A 20,045-nucleotide genomic window follows, 5' to 3' on the forward strand; every position below is an offset into this window, starting at 1 on the left:
GGCCCGCACGATGAGCACCACGATCGAGATCCGCAGCGCGCCGCACATCAAGACGCAGCGCAGCGTCGAGCAGATCATGCGCAACGTCGTCGGCTCGCTGCTGCCGGTGTGCGCCTTCTTCGTCTACCAGTACGGCGTCTCGGCGCTGGCCTCGCTGGCCGTCGTCACCGCCGCCTGCCTGGCGACCGAACGTTTCTTCGTCAAGACCGGCACCCAGTCGGGGACGCTGGCCGACTGGTCGGCGGTCATCACCGGCATCCTGCTGGCGCTGTCGCTGCCGCCGGCCTTCCCGCTGTGGATGGGCGCGGTGGCCGGCATCGTCGCGATCGCGCTGGGCAAGGCGCTGTTCGGCGGCATCGGCTTCAACGTCTTCAACCCGGCGCTGGTCGGCCGGGCCTTCGTGCAGGCGGCGTTCCCGGTGGCGATCGCCACCTACACGCCGTCCTTCCTCGACGGCCGCTTCACCAGCTTCGTGCCGAGCACGCTGGCCTGGCCGCTGATGATGCCGGCCGACACCGCCGCCTGGCTGCAGAGCCTGCACCTGGACGGCGTCACCGGCGCCACGCCGCTGGCGAAGTGGAAGTTCGAGGGCGTCGCCGCCGACCCGCTGCAGCTGCTGTCCTCGCTGTCGGGCCACATGGCGGTGGGGCCGTCGCCGCTGCTGATCCTGGTCTGCGGCGCCTACCTCGCGCTGCGGCGTTATCTGGACTGGCGCATCCCGGCGGCCATCCTCGGCAGCGCCGGCCTGACGGCCTTCGCGCTGTACGCCTGGAACCCGGCACGCTTCCCGGACCCGTTCTTCATGATGTTCTCCGGCGGCCTGATGCTCGGCGCGGTCTACATGGCCACCGACATGGCGACCTCGCCGGTGACGCCACGCGGCATGTGGGTCTACGGCGGCCTGATCGGCGTGCTGACGGTGCTGATCCGCTACTACGGCGGCCTGCCCGAAGGCGTGATGTACGCGATCCTGATCGGCAACGCCGCGTCGCCGCTGATCGAGCGCTTCACGCAGCCGCGTCCCTTCGGCAAGAGCGGGCTGCTGCGCCCGCGCCGCGGCGCGACCTACGCGCTGCACCCCGAGTACATCTCGCGCGAGGAAGCCGGCGCCACGACGCCGAAGAAGCGCATGCCGATCAACAAGCCCCGCAAATGAACGCGCCCCAGTCCCCGGCGGCCCTGCCGCCGCCTCCGCCGACGCCCACGCGCGCAATGATCGCGACGCTGGGCCTCGTGGCCGCGATCTGCGGCCTGCTGATCGTCACCGCCTACGAAGGCAGCCTGCCGGCGGTGAAGGAGAACCGCCGCATCGCGCTCGAACGTGCCGTCGCCAAGGTGCTGCCCGGCGCGCAGAAGACGGTCTCCTACCTCGCGCTGGCCGACGGCCAGGTCGTGCCCGGCGCGCCCGACGGCGCCCCTGCCGGCGCGCTGCCCTTCCAGGCCGCCTACGACGCGCAAGGCGCGCTGATGGGCATCGCCGCCGAAGGCGCCGCCAAGGGCTACGCCGACACCGTGCGCGTGATGTTCGGCTACAAGCCGCAGTGCCAGTGCATCGTCGGCATCGCCGTCGTCAGCATGCGCGAGACGCCCGGCATCGGCGACAAGATCCTCACCGACGCCGCGTTCCTGAAGAACTTCGAGGCCCTGGACGTCAAGCTCGGCGCCGACCTGAAGGGCCTGGCCAACGCGGTGAAGACCGTCAAGCACGGCACCAAGACCGACGCCTGGCAGATCGACGCGATCTCAGGCGCCACCGTCACCTCGCGTGCGGTCGGCCGCGGCATCGACGAAGCCGCGCAGGCGCTGCTGCCGCGGCTGGTGCCCCAGCTCCAACAGATCGGAAAAGCCCCATGAGTTCACATCACGCCCATGGCGGCGCCGCGAGCACCGGCATGACCGGCGCCTGGGAGCAGCTCACCGAAGGCGTCTGGAAGCAGAACCCGACCTTCGTGATGATGCTCGGCATGTGCCCGACGCTGGCCGTCACAGTCTCGGGCATCAACGCGCTGTCGATGGGAGTCGCCACCGCGCTGGTGCTGATCGCCTCCTGTGGCCTGGTCTCGCTGCTGCGCAACGTCGTGCCCAAGGAAGTGCGCATCGCGACCTACATCGTGATCATCGCGACCTTCGTCACCGTCATCGACTACACGATCCAGATGGTGAGCCTGAAGCTGTACGAGGCGCTGGGCGCCTTCATCCAGCTCATCGTCGTGAACTGCATCATCCTCGGCCGCGCCGAGGCGCACGCCTCGAAGAACCCGCCGATCGCCTCGATGCTCAACGCCGCCGGCATGGGCGCGGGCTTCACGATCGGCCTGCTGTCGCTGGGCGTGGTGCGCGAGATCCTCGGCGCCGGCACGCTGTTCGGCTTCTCGCTGTTCGGCCCGCACTTCCAGCCCTGGGTCGTGATGGTGCTGCCGCCGGGCGGCTTCTTCGTGCTCGGCTCGTGGCTGCTGTTCTTCTCGTGGTGGGAAAAGCGCAAGCGCCGGCTGGCCGCCGCGGCCGCGACGCCCGCCACCGCCTCGTCGGGAGCTTGAGATGGCGCACGACACCGTCTTCCAGATCTTCATCGGCGCGCTGCTGGCCAACAACTTCGTACTCGCGATGTTCCTCGGCCTGTGCCCCTTCCTCGGGGTCTCGGGCAAGCTCGACACCGCGCTGCCGATGGGCGTGGCCACGACCTTCGTGATGGCCGTGGCATCGCTGTTCGCCTTCGGGCTGAACTGGCTGCTGAGCCTGGTCGGGCTCGAGTTCCTGCGCCTGATCTCCTACATCGTCGTCATCGCCTCGGCGGTGCAGCTCGTCGAGATGGTGCTGAAGAAGTACAGCCCGACGCTGTTCCGCGCGCTCGGCATCTACCTGCCGCTGATCACGACCAACTGCGCCGTGCTCGGCGTGGCGCTGATCCAGACCGCACGCGAGTACAGCCTGTGGCAGTCGCTGGCCTTCGCGATCGGCGGCGGCGCCGGCTTCACGCTGGCGCTGGTGCTGATGGCCGGCCTGCGCGAGCGCCTGCAGCTGGTCGAGGTGCCCGAGTTGGCACGCGGCTCGGCGCTGACGCTGATGCTCGCCGGCGTGCTGTCGCTGGCCTTCATGGGCTTCGCCGGCCTGGGCGGATGACATGCTGAACTACCTCGTCGCCTTCGGCGCGATCGCCGGCCTGATGGTCGGCTGGCTCGTCGTGCAGCGCATCGCACGCGGCTACGCCGAGCGCCACCCCGAGACCGGCCCGTACCGCGAGGTCGGCTGCTCCGGCGGCTGCGGCCATTGCGGCCAGCCCTGCGAACAGCCGGCCGAGGCCCCCGTCGCGCCGCCGCGCCCGCTATGAGAGCCCCCGACATGACCCTCACCGATGCCCCCGTGGCCGCGTCGCAGCTCAGCGCCGCGCTCGTCTCCAGCGCGCGCATCACGCCGGCCGAATCGCCCGAAGACGTGCGCCACCTGGTCTTCGAGACCCACGACCCATCCTTCGACATCCGCCTGGGCCAGTGCCTGCGCCTGCGTGTGCCCGGCCGCTACGGCCAGGCCTGGCACGAGCGCCTGTATTCGCTCGCCGACCTGGACGTCAGCGATCCCGAACGCACCGAGTTCGCGCTGCTGGTGCGCCGCTGCCACGAGATCGACGACTTCAACGGCGAGCGCCATCCCGGCGTCGCGTCCAACTATCTCTGCGACCTCAAGCCCGGCGAGCGCATCGAGTTCAGCGGCCCGGTCGGTCACCCGTTCCCGGTGCCGCCGGACCGCCACTCGCCGATGATCATGATCGGCATGGGCACCGGCATCGCGCCGTTCCGGGGCCTGGTGCGCCGCATCTACGAGACGCTGGGCCGCTGGGACGGCCCGGTGCGCCTGTTCTACGGCGCGCGCTCGGGGCTGGAGATGCTCTACATGAACGAGCAGAACACCGACATCGCGCAGTACTACGACGAAGCCAGCTTCAAGGCCTTCCAGGCCGTGAGCCCGCGGCCGCACCTGAGCGTGCTGTCGGCGCTGGGGCGCAGCGTCGAGGACAACGCCGCCGAGCTGCGCAGCCTGCTCGAGGACAAGCGTACCCATGTCTACATCGCCGGGCCCGAGGCGCTGAAGTCGGGCACCGAGGTCGCGCTGGCGCGCATCGCCGGTGCGCCCGGACGCTGGGCGCTGCTGCGCCAGACCTTCATCGCCGGCGGCCGCTGGCACGAGGTCCTGTACTGAACGCCGCGCGCGAAGGAAACAAGATGCTGATGAAGCGACGCACCCTGATCTCCGCCTCGCTGGGCCTGGGCGCCCTCGGGGTCCTGGCCTGGAGCCGGCGTGAAGCCGCCCCGGCCGCCACCGCGGCGCTGCCGCGCCACGAAGGCAGCGCGCGCGCCTTCGGCACCACGGTCCACCTCACCGTGCTGCACCCCGACGAAGCCGTGGCGCGCACGGCGATCGACGCCGCGCTGGCCGAGGTGAAGGCCGTCGATGCGCTGATGAGCCTGCGCCAGGACGGCAGCCAGCTCGTGCGCCTGAACCGCAACGGCGTCTTCGACTCGCCCGACGCGCGTTTCGTCGCCGTGCTGCAGGCCGGCCAGGAACTCGCGCGCATGACCGGCGGCGCCTTCGACCTGACGGTGCAGCCGCTGTGGAACGCGTTCGAAGCCGCGCACGAAGCCGGTGGCCTGCCGGACGCGGCGACCCTCGCCGCCGCGCGCGCCAAGGTCGGCTGGCAGCGGCTGAAGGTCTCGGCCGAACGCGTGACGCTGGCCGAGGCCGGCATGGGCATCACCGTCAACGGCCTTGCCCAGGGCTATGCCGCCGACCGCGCGCGCGCCGTGCTGCTGCAGCACGGCATCGCGCACGCGCTGCTGGACACCGGCGAGTTCGCGACCATCGGCGCCAAGGACGAAGGTCGTCCCTGGATGCTGGGCGTGCGCGACCCGCGCGACGCCGAAGCCGTGGCCGCGCGCCTGGCGATGGACGGCCGCGCGCTGTCGACTTCGGGCGACTACGAGACCTTCTTCACGCCCGACTTCGTGCACCACCACATCTTCGACCCGGCGGCCGGCGACTCGCCGACGCAGCTGGCCAGCGTTACCGTGCTCGCGCCCACCGGGCTGCAGGCCGACGGCCTGTCGACCGCCTTCATGGTGATGGGCGCCGAACGTTCGCTGGCGATGGCCGAGCGCCTGGACGGCGTCGATGCGCTGCTGATCGCCAAGGACGGCCGGCGCTGGACCAGCCGCGGCTTCACGACGGCCGCCTGATCCGCCGCGCCCGCGACGACGACGCCCGGCTGCGGCCGGGCGTTTTCACGTCACCAGTGGCGCACGCGCCCGGTGTCCAGGTGTACGAAGCGATCCTGCTCGTAGTAGCCGACGCCGCCGGCCTGCAGCGTCATCGCCGCGTCGCGCAGCTCCTTCAGCGGCACGCCGGCCAGGCGCACGTCGATCGCGCGGCCATCCATGTGCAGGCTGTGCCGCGCGACGCCGCCGCCACGCGTGTTGCGCAGCCGGTCGTTGGTCTCGGGGCAGCGGTAGCCCGAGATGACCTCGAAGACAGCGCTCTCGGTGCCGAGCAGGCTGCGCACGCGGTGCAGCAGTTCGAAGAGCTGCGGGTCGATGACGCCGACGCTGCCGGTGTAGTGGTCGCGCAGGAAGCGGTTCAGCGTGCCCAATGCCGCCGGCACGAACTGGCTGTCCACCGCATACACCAGGTCCAGCGACTCGCCGGTGTGGGTGTGGTTCATCGCCAGCGCGCGCGGGCCGGGCAGGGCAGCCAGCGCCGGGCGCGTGGCGGCGGCCACCGGCAGCACGCCGACGGCCAGCTTGGCGCCGTGGCGCAGGAAACGGCGGCGGTCCTGATTGCGCATCGTGGTCCTCCTCGTCAGTCGGCGCGGGCGGGCGCGGCGCGTTCGCGCAGCGCGGCCTGCAGGCGCGGGTCCTGACGGTAGATATCGTCGAAGAAAAACACGCGCCCGTCCTTGACGAGCGCGGTGCCGTAGGCGATCAGCACCCGCACCGGCGTCGTCAGCCGCAGCGTGCGCGACTCGCCGGCGTCCATCGCCTCGCGGATGCGCGCCTCGGGCCAGTCGGGCATGTCCTGCAGCACGAACATCGCCAGCGAAAGCGGGTCTTCGACACGCACGCAGCCGTGGCTGAAGTCGCGCCGGTCGCGCGCGAACAGGCCCGTCGACGGCGTGTGGTGCAGGTAGATCTGCTCGGCGTTGGGGAACACGAACTTGATGTCGCCCAGCGCGTTGCGCGGCCCGGGGCGCTGGCGGATGCGCCAGCGGCCGGCAGCCAGCGCGTCCAGCGCCTCGGCGGAGGCGCCGGTGTGCACGCTGCCGTCGGCGGCGACGAACTCGAAGCCTTCGCGTTCCAGGTAACCCGGGTCGCGGCGCAGCTTGGGCAGGGTCTCGGAGCGCACGATGGACGGCGGCACGTTCCAGTAGGGGCTGAACTCGACGGCACGCAGCTCGGCGTCGATCAGCGGCGTGCGTTTGTCCAGCGCCTGGCCGACGACGACGCGCATGCGCTGCACGATGGCGATGCGGCCGTCCTGCACCTCGTAGGCGCGCAGCACGAACTCCGGGATGTTGACGACGACCATGCGCGGCGATTCGAGCAGCGGCGTCCAGCGCAGGCGTTCCAGCGCCAGCGCCAGTTGCTCGGCGCGGGCCGCGGGCTTGATCTCCAGCCGCGAGAAGGTCGCCGCGCCGATGACGCCGTCGGCGCTGACGCCGTGGCGCTCCTGGAAGCGGCGCACGCCGCCGGCCAGCGGCTCGGCGTAGACCGCGCCGGCATGCGTGCCGGCCGGCAGGTCGCCCAGCGCCACCAGGCGCGCGGCCAGCGCCGGCAGGCCCGGCCAGGCGGCGCCGGGTTCGAGCTTGCGCGTGCGGCCGACGCTCGGCAGCGGCGGCAGCGGCGCCGCCCAGGCCGGGTCGTGTTCCAGCGTGCGGTAGCGCGCGAGCGCCTGGCGCAGCTCGCCGTACTGCGGCAGCACCGGCTCGGCGCGGCGCACGGCCAGCGCCAGCGAACCGGCGGCGAGGCCGGCGTCGAGCGCGGCGCGGGCGTCGAAGGGCTGGCGCTCGGGCAGCGTCAGCGTCGGGTACAGCACACGCGGGTCCAGGCGGCCGCGGTGCAGGTCGGCGAGGTAGCGCCGCATCGTGACGTCGAGTTCGGCTTCCAGCCGCGTCGCCAGCTCGGGCGAGGGCGCCCGCGCGGCGGCGTCCAGCGCCTGGACCAGCGCCGCGGCGTGGTAGTCCTCGGCGACGAGGCCGTGTTCGGGCGCGGCGGCCAGCAGCGTGGCGGCTTCACGGGCCAGCGGGCCGGGGCGTGAGCCGGCGTCGAACCACGGCGAGGCCTGGGCCGCGGCGGCGGCGATCACGAGAGCGAAGGCGGCGGCGCGGCGCGCGGACGGGGCAAGACGCATGCAGCCATTGTCCGCCCGGGCTGGCGGCCGGGCCAGCGTCGCCATGGTGACGGCGCGACGCCCGGGGGCGCCGCAGAATGGCCCGCAGACCATCCGAGGAGCCCGCCATGGCCGAAGCCTTCATCGTCGCCGCGCTGCGCACCCCCTGCGGGCGCCGCAACGGCCGTTTGAGCGGCTGGCATCCGGCCGACCTGGCGGCGCAGGTCATCGACGCGCTGGTCGCACGCTGCGGCGTCGACCCGGCGGCAGTGGACGACGTGATCCTCGGCTGCGTCGGCCAGGTCGGCGAGCAGGCGGCCAACGTCGCGCGCAACGCGGTGCTGGCTTCGTCGCTGCCCGAGTCGGTGCCGGGCACGACGGTCGACCGCCAGTGCGGCTCGTCGCAGCAGGCGCTGCATTTCGCCGCCCAGGCGGTGATGTCGGGCACGATGGACTGCGTCATCGCCGGCGGCGTCGAGAGCATGTCGCGCGTGCCGATGGGCTTGCCAATGGAACTGCCGCGCCAGGCCGGTTACGGCCACTACGTCAGCCCGGCGATCGCCGCGCGTTACCCGGGCGCCGAGTTCAGCCAGTTCACCGGCGCCGAGTTGCTGGCCACCCAGTACGGCCTGGCCAAGCCGGCGCTGGACGCCTGGGCGCTGCAGAGCCACCAGCGCGCCGCGGCCGCGACCCGCGACGGCGCTTTCGCCGCCGAGATCCTGCCGCTGGCCGTGCGCCGTGCTGACGGCTGCGGCGAAGCCGAGCCGCTGGCCGCCGACGAAGGCATCCGCGCCGACGCCAGCGCCCAGAGCATCGCCGGCGTTCGCCTGCTGCGCGAAGGCGGCACGGTCACCGCCGCCAACGCCAGCCAGATCGCCGACGGCGCCAGCGGCGTGCTGGTCGTCAACGAACGTGGCCTGCGCGCGCTGGGCCTGGCGCCGCTGGCGCGCATCCACACGATGACGGTCATCGGCCACGACCCGGTGGTCATGCTGGAGGCGCCGATCCCGGCCACCGCCGCGGCGCTGGCGCGTGCCGGGCTGGCGCTGGACGACATCGACTGCTTCGAGGTCAACGAGGCCTTCGCCTCGGTGCCGCTGGCCTGGCTGCAGGCCACCGGCGCCGACCCGGCGCGGCTCAACGTGCACGGCGGCGCGATCGCGCTCGGCCACCCGCTGGGCGCCTCGGGCACGCGGCTGATGGCGACGCTGGTGCACGCGCTGCGCCGCCGCCGCGGCCGCTGGGGGCTGCAGACGATGTGCGAAGGCGGCGGTCTGGCCAACGTCACCATCGTGGAGCGCGTGTGAGCGGCCCGCTCGCCGGGCTGCGTGTGATCGAGTTCGCCGGGCTCGGCCCGGCGCCGTTCGCCGCGATGCTGCTGGCCGACCTGGGCGCCGAAGTGCTGCGCATCACGCGCCCCGGCGTCGAGCCCGACCCGCGCGACGTCACGACACGCAGCCGCGCGGCGCTGGCGTTGGACCTGCGCGACCCCGACGGCGCCGCCGCGGCGCTGGCGCTGGCCGCACGCGCCGACCTGCTGATCGAAGGTTTCCGCCCCGGCGTGATGGAGCGCCTGGGCCTGGGGCCGGACGTCGTGCTGGCGCGCCGGCCCTCGCTGGTCTACGGCCGCATGACCGGCTGGGGCCAGGACGGGCCGCTGGCGCAGGCCGCCGGCCACGACATCGACTACATCGCGATCAGCGGCGCGCTGGCCGCGATCGGCGTGCCCGGCCGGCCGCCGGTGCCGCCGGCCAACTACCTGGGCGACTTCGGCGGCGGCGCGATGCTGCTCGTCGTCGGCCTGCTGGCGGCGCTGCACGAGGCCCGCAGCTCCGGCCGCGGCCAGGTCGTCGACGCCGCGATGTGCGACGGCGCCGCGCTGCTGTCGGCCTTCATGGTCGGCTGGAAGGCGCAAGGCCTGTGGTCGCGCCCGCGCGGCGAGAACATGCTCGACGGCGGCGCGCACTTCTACGCCTGCTACGACTGTGCCGACGGCAAGCCGATCGCCGTCGGCGCGATCGAACCGCAGTTCTACGCCGAGCTGCGCCGCCTGGCCGGGATCGACGACCCGGCTTTCGACGCCCAGTTGGACGCCGGGCGCTGGCCCGAGCTGAAGGACAAGCTGGCCGCGATCTTCCGCACCCGCACGCGCGCCGAATGGTGTGCGCTGCTCGAAGGCACGGACGCCTGCTTCGCCCCGGTGCTCGACTGGGACGAGGCGCCGCAGCACCCGCACAACGCCGCACGCGGCAACTGGCTGGAGGCCGGCGGCGTGATGCAGCCGGCGCCGGCACCCCGTTTTTCGCGCACCGCAGCGCGAACCCCCGAACCCCCGACGGCGACGACGCTCGCCGCCGCGCTGGCCGCGTGGCCGGCGCGCTGACCCCCGAGAGAGCACCACGATGGACTTCGAATACAGCCCCGAGAACCTGGAGATGCAGCGCACGCTGCGCCGCTTCCTCGACGAGGAGGTGCTGCCGCGCAACCGCGACTGGTACCGCATCGCCGACGAAGGCCGCTACCCGACCGAGGTCGTCGAGCCGCTGAAGGCCCGGGCGCGTGAACTCGGCCTGTGGAACCTGTTCCTGCCGGGGCTCAAGGCCGACGAGCCCGGCACCGCGCTCAGCAACCTGGACTACGCGCCGCTGGCCGAGCTGATGGGCCGCATCGGCTGGGCCTCGGAGGTCTTCAACTGCAACGCGCCGGACACCGGCAACATGGAGCTGCTGCACCTGTTCGCCACGCCCGAGCAGCACGAGCGCTGGCTGAAACCGCTGCTGGCCGGCGAGATCCGCTCGTGTTTCTCGATGACCGAGCCCGATGTCGCCAGCTCCGACGCGACCAACATCGAGACCACGATCCGCCGCGACGGGGACCATTACGTCGTCAACGGCCGCAAGTGGTTCTCCACCGGTGCCGCGCACCCGAACTGCAAGGTTGCCGTCGTGATGGGCGTCACCGACGAGCGCCCCGACGCCGACCGCCATCGTCGCCACTCGATGATCCTCGTGCCGCTGGACACGCCGGGCGTGCAGGTGGTGCGCAACGTCGCCGTGCTGTCGCACGTCGCGCCCGACGGCCATTGCGAGATCGTCTACCGCGACGTGCGTGTGCCGGTCGCCAACCTGCTGGGCGAAGAAGGCAGCGGCTTCGCGCTCGCCCAGGCGCGCCTGGGCCCGGGGCGTGTGCACCACTGCATGCGCACCATCGGCCAGTGCGAGCTGGCGATCGAGATGATGTGCGAGCGGGCGCTGGAGCGCCGCGCCTTCGGCCGCCACCTGGCCGATTTCGCCAACATCCAGGACTGGATCGCGCATTCGCGTGTCGAGGTCGACCAGGCGCGGCTGCTGGTGCTGCGCGCCGCGGCCAAGATGGACCGCGCCGGCAACCAGGCCGCGCGCATCGACGTCTCGGCGATCAAGCTCGTCGCCGCGCAGCTGCACCAGCGTGTGCTCGACCGCGCGATCCAGGTCTTCGGCGCGATGGGGCTGACGCCCGACACGCCGCTGGCGCAGATGTTCAGCTGGGGCCGCGCGATGCGTTTCTTCGACGGCCCGGACGAGGTGCACTGCCGCGTCATCGCGCGCGACGAACTTGGCAAGGCCAAGGCGCGGCGCGGCTCGACGGCGGCGTATTACCTGATCGGCTGATCGTTTCATAAATCGTTTCACGCGGGGGCCATGAAATGATCTAATCCCTTGTCGCCAAAAGACAAGATGGCGACGAGGATCGTTTCATCGTGCTCCCGCTCGTCGACTTCCTGCGGCGCCGCGGCCGGCAAGCGGCCGGCGCGCTCGCCGAACAACTGGGCATCAGCCGCGCGACGCTGATGCGGGCCGTGCGCGCCGCCGGCGACGAGCTCGTCGTGCGCGGTGCCGCGCGCCGCACCCAGTACGCCGCGCGCCGGGCGCTGCGCGGGCAGGCGGCGCCGCTGCCGGTCTACCGTGTCGACGCCGAGGGCACGCCACGGCAGATCGCCTGGCTGCACCTGACGGCGCCCGACGGCTCGGCGCTGGAGATGCTGCAGCCGCTGGGCTGGCCGCTGGACGAGGCCGCGCGCGACGGCTGGTTCGACGGCCTGCCGTACCCGCTGCAGGACTTGCGGCCGCAAGGTTTTCTCGGCCGCGCCTTCGCGCGCCACCACGCGGCAACGCTGCAGGTCGCCGACGATCCGGCCGCCTGGAGCGACGACGACACGCTGCACGCGCTGTCGCTGCTGGGCGAGGACGCGCCCGGCGACCTGATCGTCGGCGAGGCGGCCTGCCGGCGCTGGCTGCAGCGTGTCCGTGCCGTTCGTGCCGGCGAGGCCGAGCCGCCGCTGCGCGAGGCCGAACTGGCGCAGGCCTATCCCGCGCTCGCCGACGCCGCGATGGCCGCCGGCCTGCCGGGCTCGTCGGCCGGCGGCGAGTTCCCCAAGTTCACGGCCTGGCGCGAAGGTGCCGACGGCCGGCCGCAGGCCGTGCTCGTCAAGTTCAGCGGCTCGGACGACTCGCCCGGCACGCGGCGCTGGTCCGACCTGCTGGTCTGCGAACACCTGGCCGGCGGCGTGTTGCCCGTGCTGGGCCTGCCGGCGGCCGTCTCGCGCATCGTGCAGGCCGGCGGGCGGACCTTCCTCGAAGTCGAACGCTTCGACCGCCACGGCGCGCTGGGCCGCTCGGGGCTGCTGTCCTGGGGCGCGTTGAACGCCGAGTGTTTCGGCCTCGCCGGGCGCTCCTGGGCCGAAGCCGGGCGGGCACTGGCGGCGCGCGGCTGGCTGGCCGCCGAGGACGCCCAGGCGCTGGCGCGGCTGTGGCAGTTCGGCCGGCTGCTCGCCAACACCGACATGCACGACGGCAACCTGTCGTTCCAGCCTGGCGAAGGCGCTGCGCCGCTTCGTATCGCGCCGGTCTACGACATGCTGCCGATGCTTTACGCGCCGGCGCGCGGCGTCGAACTGCCGCCGCGCGAGTACCGGCCCGAGCTGCCGCTGCCGCAGGACGCCGCGGTCTGGCAGGCGGCGGCGCCGGTGGCGCTGGCCTTCTGGCAGCGCGCCGCGGCCGATGCGCGCATCGGCGCCGAGTTCCGCGCCGTCTGCGCCGAGAACGCCCGCCGGCTCGCCGCGCTGCTGGGCTGAATCCGGATGCCGCTCGCGCCGGGCCTGGGCTAGGCTGGCCCTTCGACACCAGACCGGAGACCCGATGATCCTCGACGACGACCACCGCGCGGTGCAGGACGCGGTGCGCGCCTACGTGCAGGACCGCATTGCGCCACACGCGGCCGAGTGGGACCGCAGCCACAGCTTCCCGCGCGAGGCGCTGGCCGGGCTGGCCGAACTGGGCTGCTACGGCGTGGCCGTGCCGGCCGAACTCGACGGCGCGGGGCTGGACTACCTGGCGCTGGCCGTGATCCTGGAAGAGATCGCCGCCGGCTGCGGCGCCACCAGCACCATCGTCAGCGTCAACAACTGCCCCGTCTGCAGCATCCTGATGGCCTGGGGCGACGAGGCGCAGAAACAGCAGTGGCTGCGCCCGCTGGCGCGTGGTGCGATGCTGGGCGCCTTCTGCCTGACCGAGCCGCAGGTCGGCTCCGAGGCCTCGGGCCTGCGCACGACCGCGCGGCGCGACGGCGACGACTACGTCATCGACGGCGTCAAGCAGTTCATCACCAGCGGCAAGAACGGCGACGTGGCGATCGTCGTCGCCGTCACCGACAAGGAGGCGGGCAAGAAGGGCTTCAGCGCCTTCCTGGTGCCGACTTCGACGCCGGGCTACGTCGTCGCGCGGCTCGAGGACAAGATGGGCCAGCACGCCAGCGACACCGCGCAGATCGTCTTCGAAGGCTGCCGCGTGCCGGCCGCGAACCGCATCGGTGCCGAAGGCGAGGGGCTCAAGGTCGCGCTGTCGGGGCTGGAAGGCGGGCGCATCGGCATCGCCTCGCAGTGCGTCGGCATGGCGCGCGCTGCGCTGGACGCCGCCACCGTCTACGCCAAGGAGCGCGTCGCCTTCGGCAAGCCGATCTACGAGCACCAGGCGGTGCAGTTCCGCCTGGCCGACGCGGCGACGCAGATCGAGGCCGCGCGCCAGCTGGTGCACCACGCCGCGGCGCTGAAGGACGCCGGCCTGCCGTGCCTGAAGGAGGCGGCGATGGCCAAGCTCTTCGCCAGCGAGATGGCCGAGCGCGTCTGCAGCACCGCGATCCAGACCTTCGGCGGCTACGGCTACGTCAACGACTTCCCGGTCGAGCGCATCTACCGCGACGTGCGCGTCTGCCAGATCTATGAAGGCACCAGCGACGTGCAGCGCATCTTGATCGGCCGCGCGCTGGCCTGAGGCCAGGTCTCAGCGCGGCACGAGAAAGGTCGACTTCTCGCGCCGCGACAGCGGCGCTTCGCCGTCGTGCGCGGCTTCGCTCAGAACGAAGGCCACCGGCACAGACTGCCCGGCCAGCGCTGCCGCAGCCTCGGCCGGCAGGCGCAGCCGCACGACGACCTGGGCCGCACCGGCGGCGTCGACCGTGATCGGCTGGGCGTCGACCACCAGCCCGGCCGGGCCTTCGGCGCTGACGACGAGCTGCTGCGGGTGTTCGCTGCGATTCGTCACCTGCAGCCGGTAGACGTTCTCGATCGCGCCTTCGTCGACCAGGCGCGCCAGCGTGCTGCGGTCCTTCAGCACGTCGAACTGGAAGGGGCTGCGCAGCGCCAGGCTGGCGGCGAACGCCAGCGTCAGCGCCGATAGCAGCGCGCCGTAGATCAGCACACGCGGGCGCAGCACGCGGCGCAGCGTCTCGCGCCGGCTCCAGCCGCCGGCCACGGCGTTCTCGGTCGAGTAGCGGATCAGCCCGCGTGCGTAACCCATCTTGTCCATCACGCCGTCGCAGGCGTCGATGCAGGCGGCGCAGCCGATGCACTCGTTCTGCAGGCCGTGGCGGATGTCGATGCCGGTCGGGCAGACCTGCACGCACAGCGTGCAGTCGACGCAGGAGCCCAGGCCCAGCGCACCGGCGTCGGCTTTCTTGGAGCGGGCGCCGCGCGGTTCGCCGCGGCCGGCGTCGTAGGCGATGACCAGCGAGTCGCGGTCGATCATCGCGCTCTGGAAACGCGCGTAGGGGCAGATGTACTTGCACATCTGCTCGCGCAGCAGGCCGGCGTTGCCGTAGGTGAAAGCGCCGTAGAACAGCGCCCAGAAGGCGCTCCAGCCGCCGATCTCGCCCTGCAGCGTGGCCGGCACGAACTCGCGGATCGGCGTGAACCAGCCGACGAAGGTCAGGCCGGTGACCAAGCTGAACACGGTCCACGCGGCGATCTTGCCGCTGCGGCGCGCGACCTTGGCGGCGCTCCAGGGCGCCCGGTCCAGGCGCATGCGCGCCAGGCGATCGCCTTCGAAGCGGCGCTCGATCCACATGAAGATCGAGGTGTAGACCGTCTGCGGGCAGGCGTAGCCGCACCACAGCCGCCCGGCGACCGCGGTGAAGAAGAACAGCGCCAGCGCCGACAGCACCAGCAGCCCGGCCAGGTAGATCAGGTCCTGCGGCACGAGCACCAGATCGAAGAGGTAGAAGCGCTGCGCGTCGAGGTCGAACAGCACCGCCTGGCGGCCGCCGATCTCCAGCCAGGGCAGGCCGTAGAAGAAGAGCTGCGTCAGCCAGACGAAGACCCAGCGCCAGGTGGCGTAGCGGCCGCTGACGGCGCGCGCGTAGATCGGCTGGCGCTTCTGGTAGAGCGAGACGACTTCCGGCGCCCCGGCGGCAGCGGCCACGGGGCGGATCGGGATCACGCGGGCATCGGGCATCTTCGTCACGGGCACTCCGGGGCGCCGCCGCGTCGCCGCAGCGGCCGGGGACACAAGGGGGCGTTCAGCGCTTCAGCTCGGCGCGCTTGAGCTTCACCGGGGCCCAGGCCTCGGCGTCGGGCAGCGCGGCGTGCAAGCGCGTGATCGCCGGCCAGGCGCGCGCCAGTTCGGCGTTCAGCGCCACGAAGTCCTGCTGGTCGCCGGGCACGTCCTCGTCGGCGTAGATCGCCTGCACCGGGCACTCGGGCACGCAGACCGCGCAGTCGATGCAGTCCTCGGGGTCGATGGCGAGGAAGTTCGGGCCTTCGCGGAAGGCGTCGGTCGGGCAGACGTCGACGCAGTCCGTGTACTTGCAGCGGATGCAGGACTCGGTGACGACGAAGGTCATCGTGCGCTCAGCCGCAGCAGCGGCCGCCCGAGCAGCAGGAGCCGGCGGCTTCGGCCGGCACGGCCTTGCGGATCTCCAGCTGCCAGACCTCGGGGCCGTCTTCCAGGTAGGCGACGGCGAAGCGGCCCGGGAAACGCTCGAGCAGCTGGCGTTGCAGCGGTGCCGGGTCGTGGTCGTCGACCAGCAGCAGGCCGTCACCGGCGGCCAGCGCCTGCAGGCGCGAGAAGACCAGCGTGTGGCGCTCGGCGGGGGCGACGGGGCGCAGGTCCAGAACGGAGGGGCTCGGGAAACTCATGGTCGGCGCAAAGATGTATGACGCGAGCAGATTAACCGAGGTCAAGCTCTAAAGCAACTCGCCAAATGCACCTTTATGCACGGAAAGCGGCGCCGGCCGCCTGCCGCTTCAGGCCTTGCGGCCCCAACGCTGCATCGCCTCGAGCAGCGCGGCCCGCGACACCGGCTTGGCCAGGTGCGCGTCGCAGCCGGCTTCGCGGCTGTCGCGCACGTCTTCGTCGTAGGCGTTGGCCGTCAGCGCGACGACCGGCGTGCGCGGCACGCCGCGCTCGGCTTCGAGCCGGCGCAGTGCGCGTGTCGCCGACAGCCCGTCCATCCGCGGCATCTGCATGTCCATGAAGACGAGGTCGTAGCGCTCGGCGGCCAGCCGCGCCAGCGCCTCCTGGCCGTCGGCGGCGACGTCGAGGCGGCCGACGTGGCCGGCGAGCATCGCGCTGACGATGTAGACGTTGAGCTCGTTGTCCTCGGCCAGCAGCACGCTGTCCAGCCAGACCATCGGCGGCGGTAGCACCGGCAGCACCGGCAGCACCGGCGGCGCCTCGCGCGGTGGCGCGGCCGGGGCGGCCGGCGGCGCCTCGTGCGCCGCCAGCGGCAGCTCCAGCGTGAAGGTCGATCCGGCGCCGGGCTCGCTGGCCAGCAGCACGTCGCCGCCCATGCGCTGGGCCATCGCACGCGTGATCGCCAGGCCCAGCCCGGTGCCGCCGTAGTCGCGCGAAATGCGCTCGTCGGCCTGCACGAAAGGCTCGAAGACCAGCCGCTGCTGCGCCGGCGCGATGCCGATGCCGGTGTCGCGCACCGTGAAGGCGATGCGGCCGCCGCCGCTGCGTGCCACGCGCAGCGAGACCTCGCCCTGGGGCGTGAACTTGATCGCGTTGCCGACCAGGTTGGTCAGCGCCTGCTCGATGCGGCGGCGGTCGCCGATCACCCAGGCCGGCAGCTCGGAGTCGACCTCGACGGCGAAACGCAGGCCTTTCTGCTCGGCGCGCGGGCGCAGCAGGCTGTCGACCGAGGCGATCGAGCTGCGCAGGGCGAATGGTTCGGCGGCCAGTTCGAGCCGGCCCGCCTCGATCTTGCCGAGGTCCAGCAGGTCGTCGATCAGTGCCGCCAGCGTCTGTCCGGCGTGGCGGAACACGTCGACATGGCGGCGCTGCTCGGCCGACAGCGCGGTGCCGGCCATCAGGTCGGCTACGCCGAGCACGGCGTTCAGCGGCGTGCGTATCTCGTGGCTGACGGTGGCCAGGAAGGCCGACTTGGCGGCGCTGGAGCGCGCCGCGACCTCGCGTTCCAGCGCCAGCCGGCGTTCGCATTCGGACTGCTCGCGGCGCTGCTGCACCAGCAGCGCGACCAGCGCCGCCGGCACCGCCGCCAGCGCGGCGGCCAGCGGCAGGCTGAGGGCTGCGGACTGCATCGCGCCGACGGCCGTGGCGACCAGCAGCAGCACGACGCCGGCCGAAGCCGCCAGCAGCATCCGCGTGCCGACACGCGTCAGCGCCGCCGCCAGCGCCGGCAGCAGCGCCAGCAGCAGCAGCGCCGCCTGCAGCGGCAGCGGCGCGGCACGCACCAGCCGGCCGTCGCGCAGCGCGGCATAGGTCTGCGCCGCGATCTCGGTGGCGTCCGCCTGGCCGGCGACGGTCATCGTGCGCCCGGCCAGCAGCGCGCTGCTGCCGACGAAGACGACACGGCCGTGCAGCGCCTGGGCCAGTTCGTGGCCGCCGGGCAGGGCCTCGGGGCCGGTGCTGGCCAGCGTCCAGGCGTCGCGGTACGAGATGCGCGGCACGCTGCCCTGCGGCGCCAGCAGCGGCCGCACGCGGCCTTGTGCATCGACCGGCCAGCGCCCGTCGACGTGGCCGCCGGCGGCGATCAGCGCCGCCAGCGCGACGCCGGGCAGGCGCTGGCTGCCGGCGGCATGCCACAGCGGCACGCGGCGCAGCACGCCGTCGTCGTCCAGCGGCGTCGTCACCACGCCCAGGCGCAAGGCCGCGGGGTTGGCCGGCTGCACCGAGACAGCGGGCAGCAGCAGCTCGCGCCAGCGCTGCGCGGCCGCTTCGCCGTCGGCCGCCGGCGAGGGCGCCATCGCGTCGATGCCGGCGGCGGCCAGCACCACCGGTGCGCCGGGCGCGCCCAGCGTGTCGGCGAGCTTGCGGTCGTCGAGCTTGCGGCCGTCGGCCGTGTGGCCGTCGGCGCTGGCGGCGCTCACCGGGCGGCCGTCGACGGTGTCGCGGCGCTCGGCCAGCAGCAGCTGCAGCACGACGGTGCGGGCGCCGTGGCGGCGCAGCCCGTCGATCAGCAGCGCATGCGTGTCGCGGGTGTAGGGCCAGGCGCCGTTGCCCTTCATGTCCTCGATCGAACGGTCGTCGGCGTCGACGATCAGCACGCCGGCCGGCGGCAGCGCCGGCGCTGCCAGCCGCTGCGCCCAATCGTCCAGCGGCTGCGACCACCAGGTCTGCAGCGGCGACAAGGCCACCACCAGGGCGGCGAGCAGGCCGGCGGCGGGGATGCTCCAGCGGCGTGGATCGACGCTCAGTGCAACCACAACAGCGCCGGCAACAGCCACCACCAGCGCCAGGCCCGGGGCACCTCGAACTGCTGCGCGCTGCCCCAGCCGCCGGCCCGGCCGTCGGCACCGACGGCGCGCACGCGCACGTCGTAGAGGCCCGCGCCCGGCGGCTCGAAGCTCCAGGCCGGGCCGTCGCTGCGGCCTTCGGCCACCGGCTCGGCGAACGCGGCGTCGCGTGCGACCTGGATCTCGTAGTGCACGCCCGGGCGCGGCGACGCCGGCCAGGCGAGCGAGACGCGATCGGACGCGGTGTCGGCCCGCGGCGGCTCGGCCGGCGGTGCCGGCGGCGGCTCGACGACCTGCAGCGCCAGCGCCTCGCCCCAGGGGCCGGCGTCGCCGCCGGCACGCACGCTGCGCAGGCGCCAGAAATAGTCGCCGGGCACGAGTTCGGCTTCGGTCTCGGTGGCGTTCAGCTCGCGGTCGACGAGCGGTGCGGCGAAGTCGGCCGTCGCGGCGATCTGCAGTCGGTAGTGCTCGGCCTCGGGATGGCGGGTCCAGCGCAGCGGCACGCGGCCGGCGTCGACCCGCGCGCCCGGTGTCGGCGTCATCGGCATCGGCGGCTCGGGCCGGGCCTTCAGTTCGAGCGCGACGCGCGCGTCCAGGCCTTCCAGTCCGTCGGCCGCGATCGCGCGCACGCGGAGTTCGTAGCGGCCATCGGGCAGCTCGTCGGGCCAGTCGGCGGCCGGGCTCTCGAAGCGGCCGTCCAGGCGCAGCCGGCTGTCGCCTTCGGCGTCGAAGACCTGCGCCCGGTAGGCGGCGGCGCCGGGTGTCGGCGTCCAGGCGAAGGCCAGCGGCAGGCGGCCGACGGCCGCAGCCGGTGCCTGCAGCAGCGGCGCCGGCAGCAGCGGCGCGGCAGGCTGCACGCCGCCGCGTGTGGCGACGATGCCCAGCCCGGCGCCGACCGGCCGGGCGCCGGCGGCGACGCGGCCCTCCAGCACTTCGAGCCGCGTGCCGGTCTCGTCGGTGCGGGCGCGGAACTCGGTGCCGCGCACCGCGAGGTTGACGACCGGGGTGCGGATCTGCAGGCGCGGGCGCGGCGGTGCCGCCGGCCGGGTCTGCACGCTGGCCTCGGCGCCGCCGGCTTCGAGCCGCAGCCGCGACTCGCGGTAGGCGCTGGCGCCGCGCCGCAGCAGCGCTTCGATGCGCAGCCGGCTGCCGGGTTCGACCAGCAGGCGCGAGCCGTCGTCGAAACGCAGCACCGTCGACGCCGATCGCGCCCCGGTGACGATCTCGTCGCCGTCGGCGACACGTTCGCCCGAGGCCAGCGGCCGCGGCGCTTCGCCGGGGCGGCGCAGCTCGACCTCGCCGTGAACGAACAGCACCTCGGCCTCGACCGGCCGCGTTCGCAGCCAGGCCACGGGGATCTGCAGCGTCTGGCCGACCGGCAGACGGCGAGGGTCGGCGACCTCGTTGTGCTGCTGCAGCGCCTGCCAGCCGATGCCCGGGCGCAGCAGCCGCGCCTGCAGCGCGATCAGCGTGTCGCCGGCGCGCACCCGGTAGGCCCACGCCGGGCCGTCGCCGGCGGCGTGCACCGGGGAACTCAACGCGACGAGGGCCAGCAGACCGGGCAGGGCGCCGCGGTGCATCGAAAGGTACGACATGCCGTGCGACCGACGACCCGAAGCCGTCGCGTAGGGATGCGACGGATTCTACGGGTCGGACCTGA

Annotated in this window: 19 protein-coding genes; 12 read left to right on the forward strand and 7 right to left on the reverse strand. The window is 73.2% G+C overall.

Annotated elements, in window-relative coordinates:
• Positions 1–10: 10 nt before the first annotated feature.
• The 7 genes from RGE_RS10235 to RGE_RS10265 are packed head-to-tail and all read left to right on the forward strand — an operon-like array spanning position 11 to position 5,228.
• Complete coding sequence (locus RGE_RS10235; protein ID WP_014428303.1) at positions 11–1,156, forward strand: RnfABCDGE type electron transport complex subunit D; 1,146 nt, start codon at positions 11–13, stop codon at positions 1,154–1,156.
• Positions 1,157–1,212: 56 nt separating this feature from the next.
• A complete protein-coding gene (locus RGE_RS10240) occupies positions 1,213–1,854 on the forward strand; it encodes an FMN-binding protein (RefSeq protein ID WP_014428304.1) in 642 nt (213 codons plus the stop codon).
• Positions 1,851–2,537, forward strand: coding sequence for an electron transport complex subunit RsxE (rsxE, locus tag RGE_RS10245; RefSeq protein WP_198408843.1), 687 nt, complete (start codon positions 1,851–1,853; stop codon positions 2,535–2,537). The genes RGE_RS10240 and rsxE overlap by 4 nt, the downstream gene beginning before the upstream one ends.
• Before the next feature lies 1 nt (position 2,538).
• Entirely contained in the window at positions 2,539–3,120 is a 582-nt protein-coding gene (locus RGE_RS10250; protein ID WP_014428306.1) for an electron transport complex protein RnfA, read from the forward strand.
• Between the two features lies 1 nt (position 3,121).
• Positions 3,122–3,328: a hypothetical protein gene (locus tag RGE_RS10255; RefSeq protein ID WP_014428307.1), complete on the forward strand. Its 207-nt coding sequence runs from the start codon at positions 3,122–3,124 to the stop codon at positions 3,326–3,328.
• 11 nt (positions 3,329–3,339) lie between these two features.
• The gene (locus RGE_RS10260; RefSeq protein ID WP_014428308.1) at positions 3,340–4,194 is read left to right on the forward strand and encodes an FAD-binding oxidoreductase; all 855 of its coding nucleotides are present in this window, start codon (positions 3,340–3,342) and stop codon (positions 4,192–4,194) included.
• A 29-nt stretch (positions 4,195–4,223) separates the two neighbouring features.
• Positions 4,224–5,228 (forward strand): FAD:protein FMN transferase, encoded by a 1,005-nt coding sequence (locus RGE_RS10265; RefSeq protein ID WP_232505009.1) that lies wholly within the window; start codon positions 4,224–4,226, stop codon positions 5,226–5,228.
• 50 nt (positions 5,229–5,278) lie between these two features.
• On the opposite strand, the gene RGE_RS10270 is transcribed toward RGE_RS10265, so the two are convergent.
• Positions 5,279–5,833: a YcbK family protein gene (locus RGE_RS10270; protein ID WP_014428310.1), complete on the reverse strand. Its 555-nt coding sequence runs from the start codon at positions 5,831–5,833 to the stop codon at positions 5,279–5,281.
• A gap of 14 nt (positions 5,834–5,847) precedes the next feature.
• Entirely contained in the window at positions 5,848–7,395 is a 1,548-nt protein-coding gene (locus RGE_RS10275; protein ID WP_014428311.1) for a L,D-transpeptidase family protein, read from the reverse strand.
• Positions 7,396–7,502: 107 nt separating this feature from the next.
• On the opposite strand from RGE_RS10275, the gene RGE_RS10280 reads away from it, so the two are divergent.
• The 5 genes from RGE_RS10280 (at position 7,503) to RGE_RS10300 (ending at position 13,682) form a co-directional block, all read left to right on the forward strand.
• Positions 7,503–8,681: an acetyl-CoA C-acetyltransferase gene (locus tag RGE_RS10280; protein ID WP_014428312.1), complete on the forward strand. Its 1,179-nt coding sequence runs from the start codon at positions 7,503–7,505 to the stop codon at positions 8,679–8,681.
• Entirely contained in the window at positions 8,678–9,757 is a 1,080-nt protein-coding gene (locus tag RGE_RS10285) for a CaiB/BaiF CoA transferase family protein (protein WP_014428313.1), read from the forward strand. Before RGE_RS10280 ends, RGE_RS10285 begins: the two co-directional genes overlap by 4 nt.
• A 19-nt stretch (positions 9,758–9,776) precedes the next feature.
• Positions 9,777–11,024 carry an acyl-CoA dehydrogenase family protein gene (locus RGE_RS10290; protein ID WP_014428314.1) on the forward strand — a complete coding sequence of 416 codons (1,248 nt, stop codon included), beginning with the start codon at positions 9,777–9,779 and terminating at the stop codon, positions 11,022–11,024.
• An 89-nt stretch (positions 11,025–11,113) separates the two neighbouring features.
• Complete coding sequence (gene yjjJ / locus RGE_RS10295; RefSeq protein ID WP_014428315.1) at positions 11,114–12,487, forward strand: type II toxin-antitoxin system HipA family toxin YjjJ; 1,374 nt, start codon at positions 11,114–11,116, stop codon at positions 12,485–12,487.
• A gap of 64 nt (positions 12,488–12,551) precedes the next feature.
• Positions 12,552–13,682, forward strand: a complete 1,131-nt coding sequence (locus tag RGE_RS10300) for an acyl-CoA dehydrogenase family protein (RefSeq protein WP_014428316.1) — start codon at positions 12,552–12,554, stop codon at positions 13,680–13,682.
• Positions 13,683–13,691: 9 nt separating this feature from the next.
• On the opposite strand, the gene ccoG is transcribed toward RGE_RS10300, so the two are convergent.
• From ccoG to RGE_RS10325, 5 genes are all read right to left on the reverse strand, one after another.
• Positions 13,692–15,140, reverse strand: coding sequence for a cytochrome c oxidase accessory protein CcoG (ccoG, locus tag RGE_RS10305; protein ID WP_043785146.1), 1,449 nt, complete (start codon positions 15,138–15,140; stop codon positions 13,692–13,694).
• Between the two features lie 64 nt (positions 15,141–15,204).
• Complete coding sequence (gene fdxA / locus RGE_RS10310; RefSeq protein ID WP_014428318.1) at positions 15,205–15,528, reverse strand: ferredoxin FdxA; 324 nt, start codon at positions 15,526–15,528, stop codon at positions 15,205–15,207.
• A 7-nt stretch (positions 15,529–15,535) separates the two neighbouring features.
• Positions 15,536–15,823 (reverse strand): DUF2249 domain-containing protein, encoded by a 288-nt coding sequence (locus tag RGE_RS10315; RefSeq protein WP_014428319.1) that lies wholly within the window; start codon positions 15,821–15,823, stop codon positions 15,536–15,538.
• Between the two features lie 108 nt (positions 15,824–15,931).
• Entirely contained in the window at positions 15,932–18,355 is a 2,424-nt protein-coding gene (locus tag RGE_RS10320) for an ATP-binding protein (RefSeq protein ID WP_014428320.1), read from the reverse strand.
• On the reverse strand, positions 18,343–19,980 hold the full coding sequence (locus RGE_RS10325; RefSeq protein WP_014428321.1) for a FecR family protein: 1,638 nt from the start codon (positions 19,978–19,980) through the stop codon (positions 18,343–18,345). Before RGE_RS10325 ends, RGE_RS10320 begins: the two co-directional genes overlap by 13 nt.
• Between the last annotated feature and the right edge of the window lie 65 nt (positions 19,981–20,045).

The sequence above is a fragment of the Rubrivivax gelatinosus IL144 genome (assembly GCF_000284255.1).
GTDB classification, from domain to species: Bacteria; Pseudomonadota; Gammaproteobacteria; order Burkholderiales; family Burkholderiaceae_C; genus Rubrivivax; species Rubrivivax gelatinosus_A.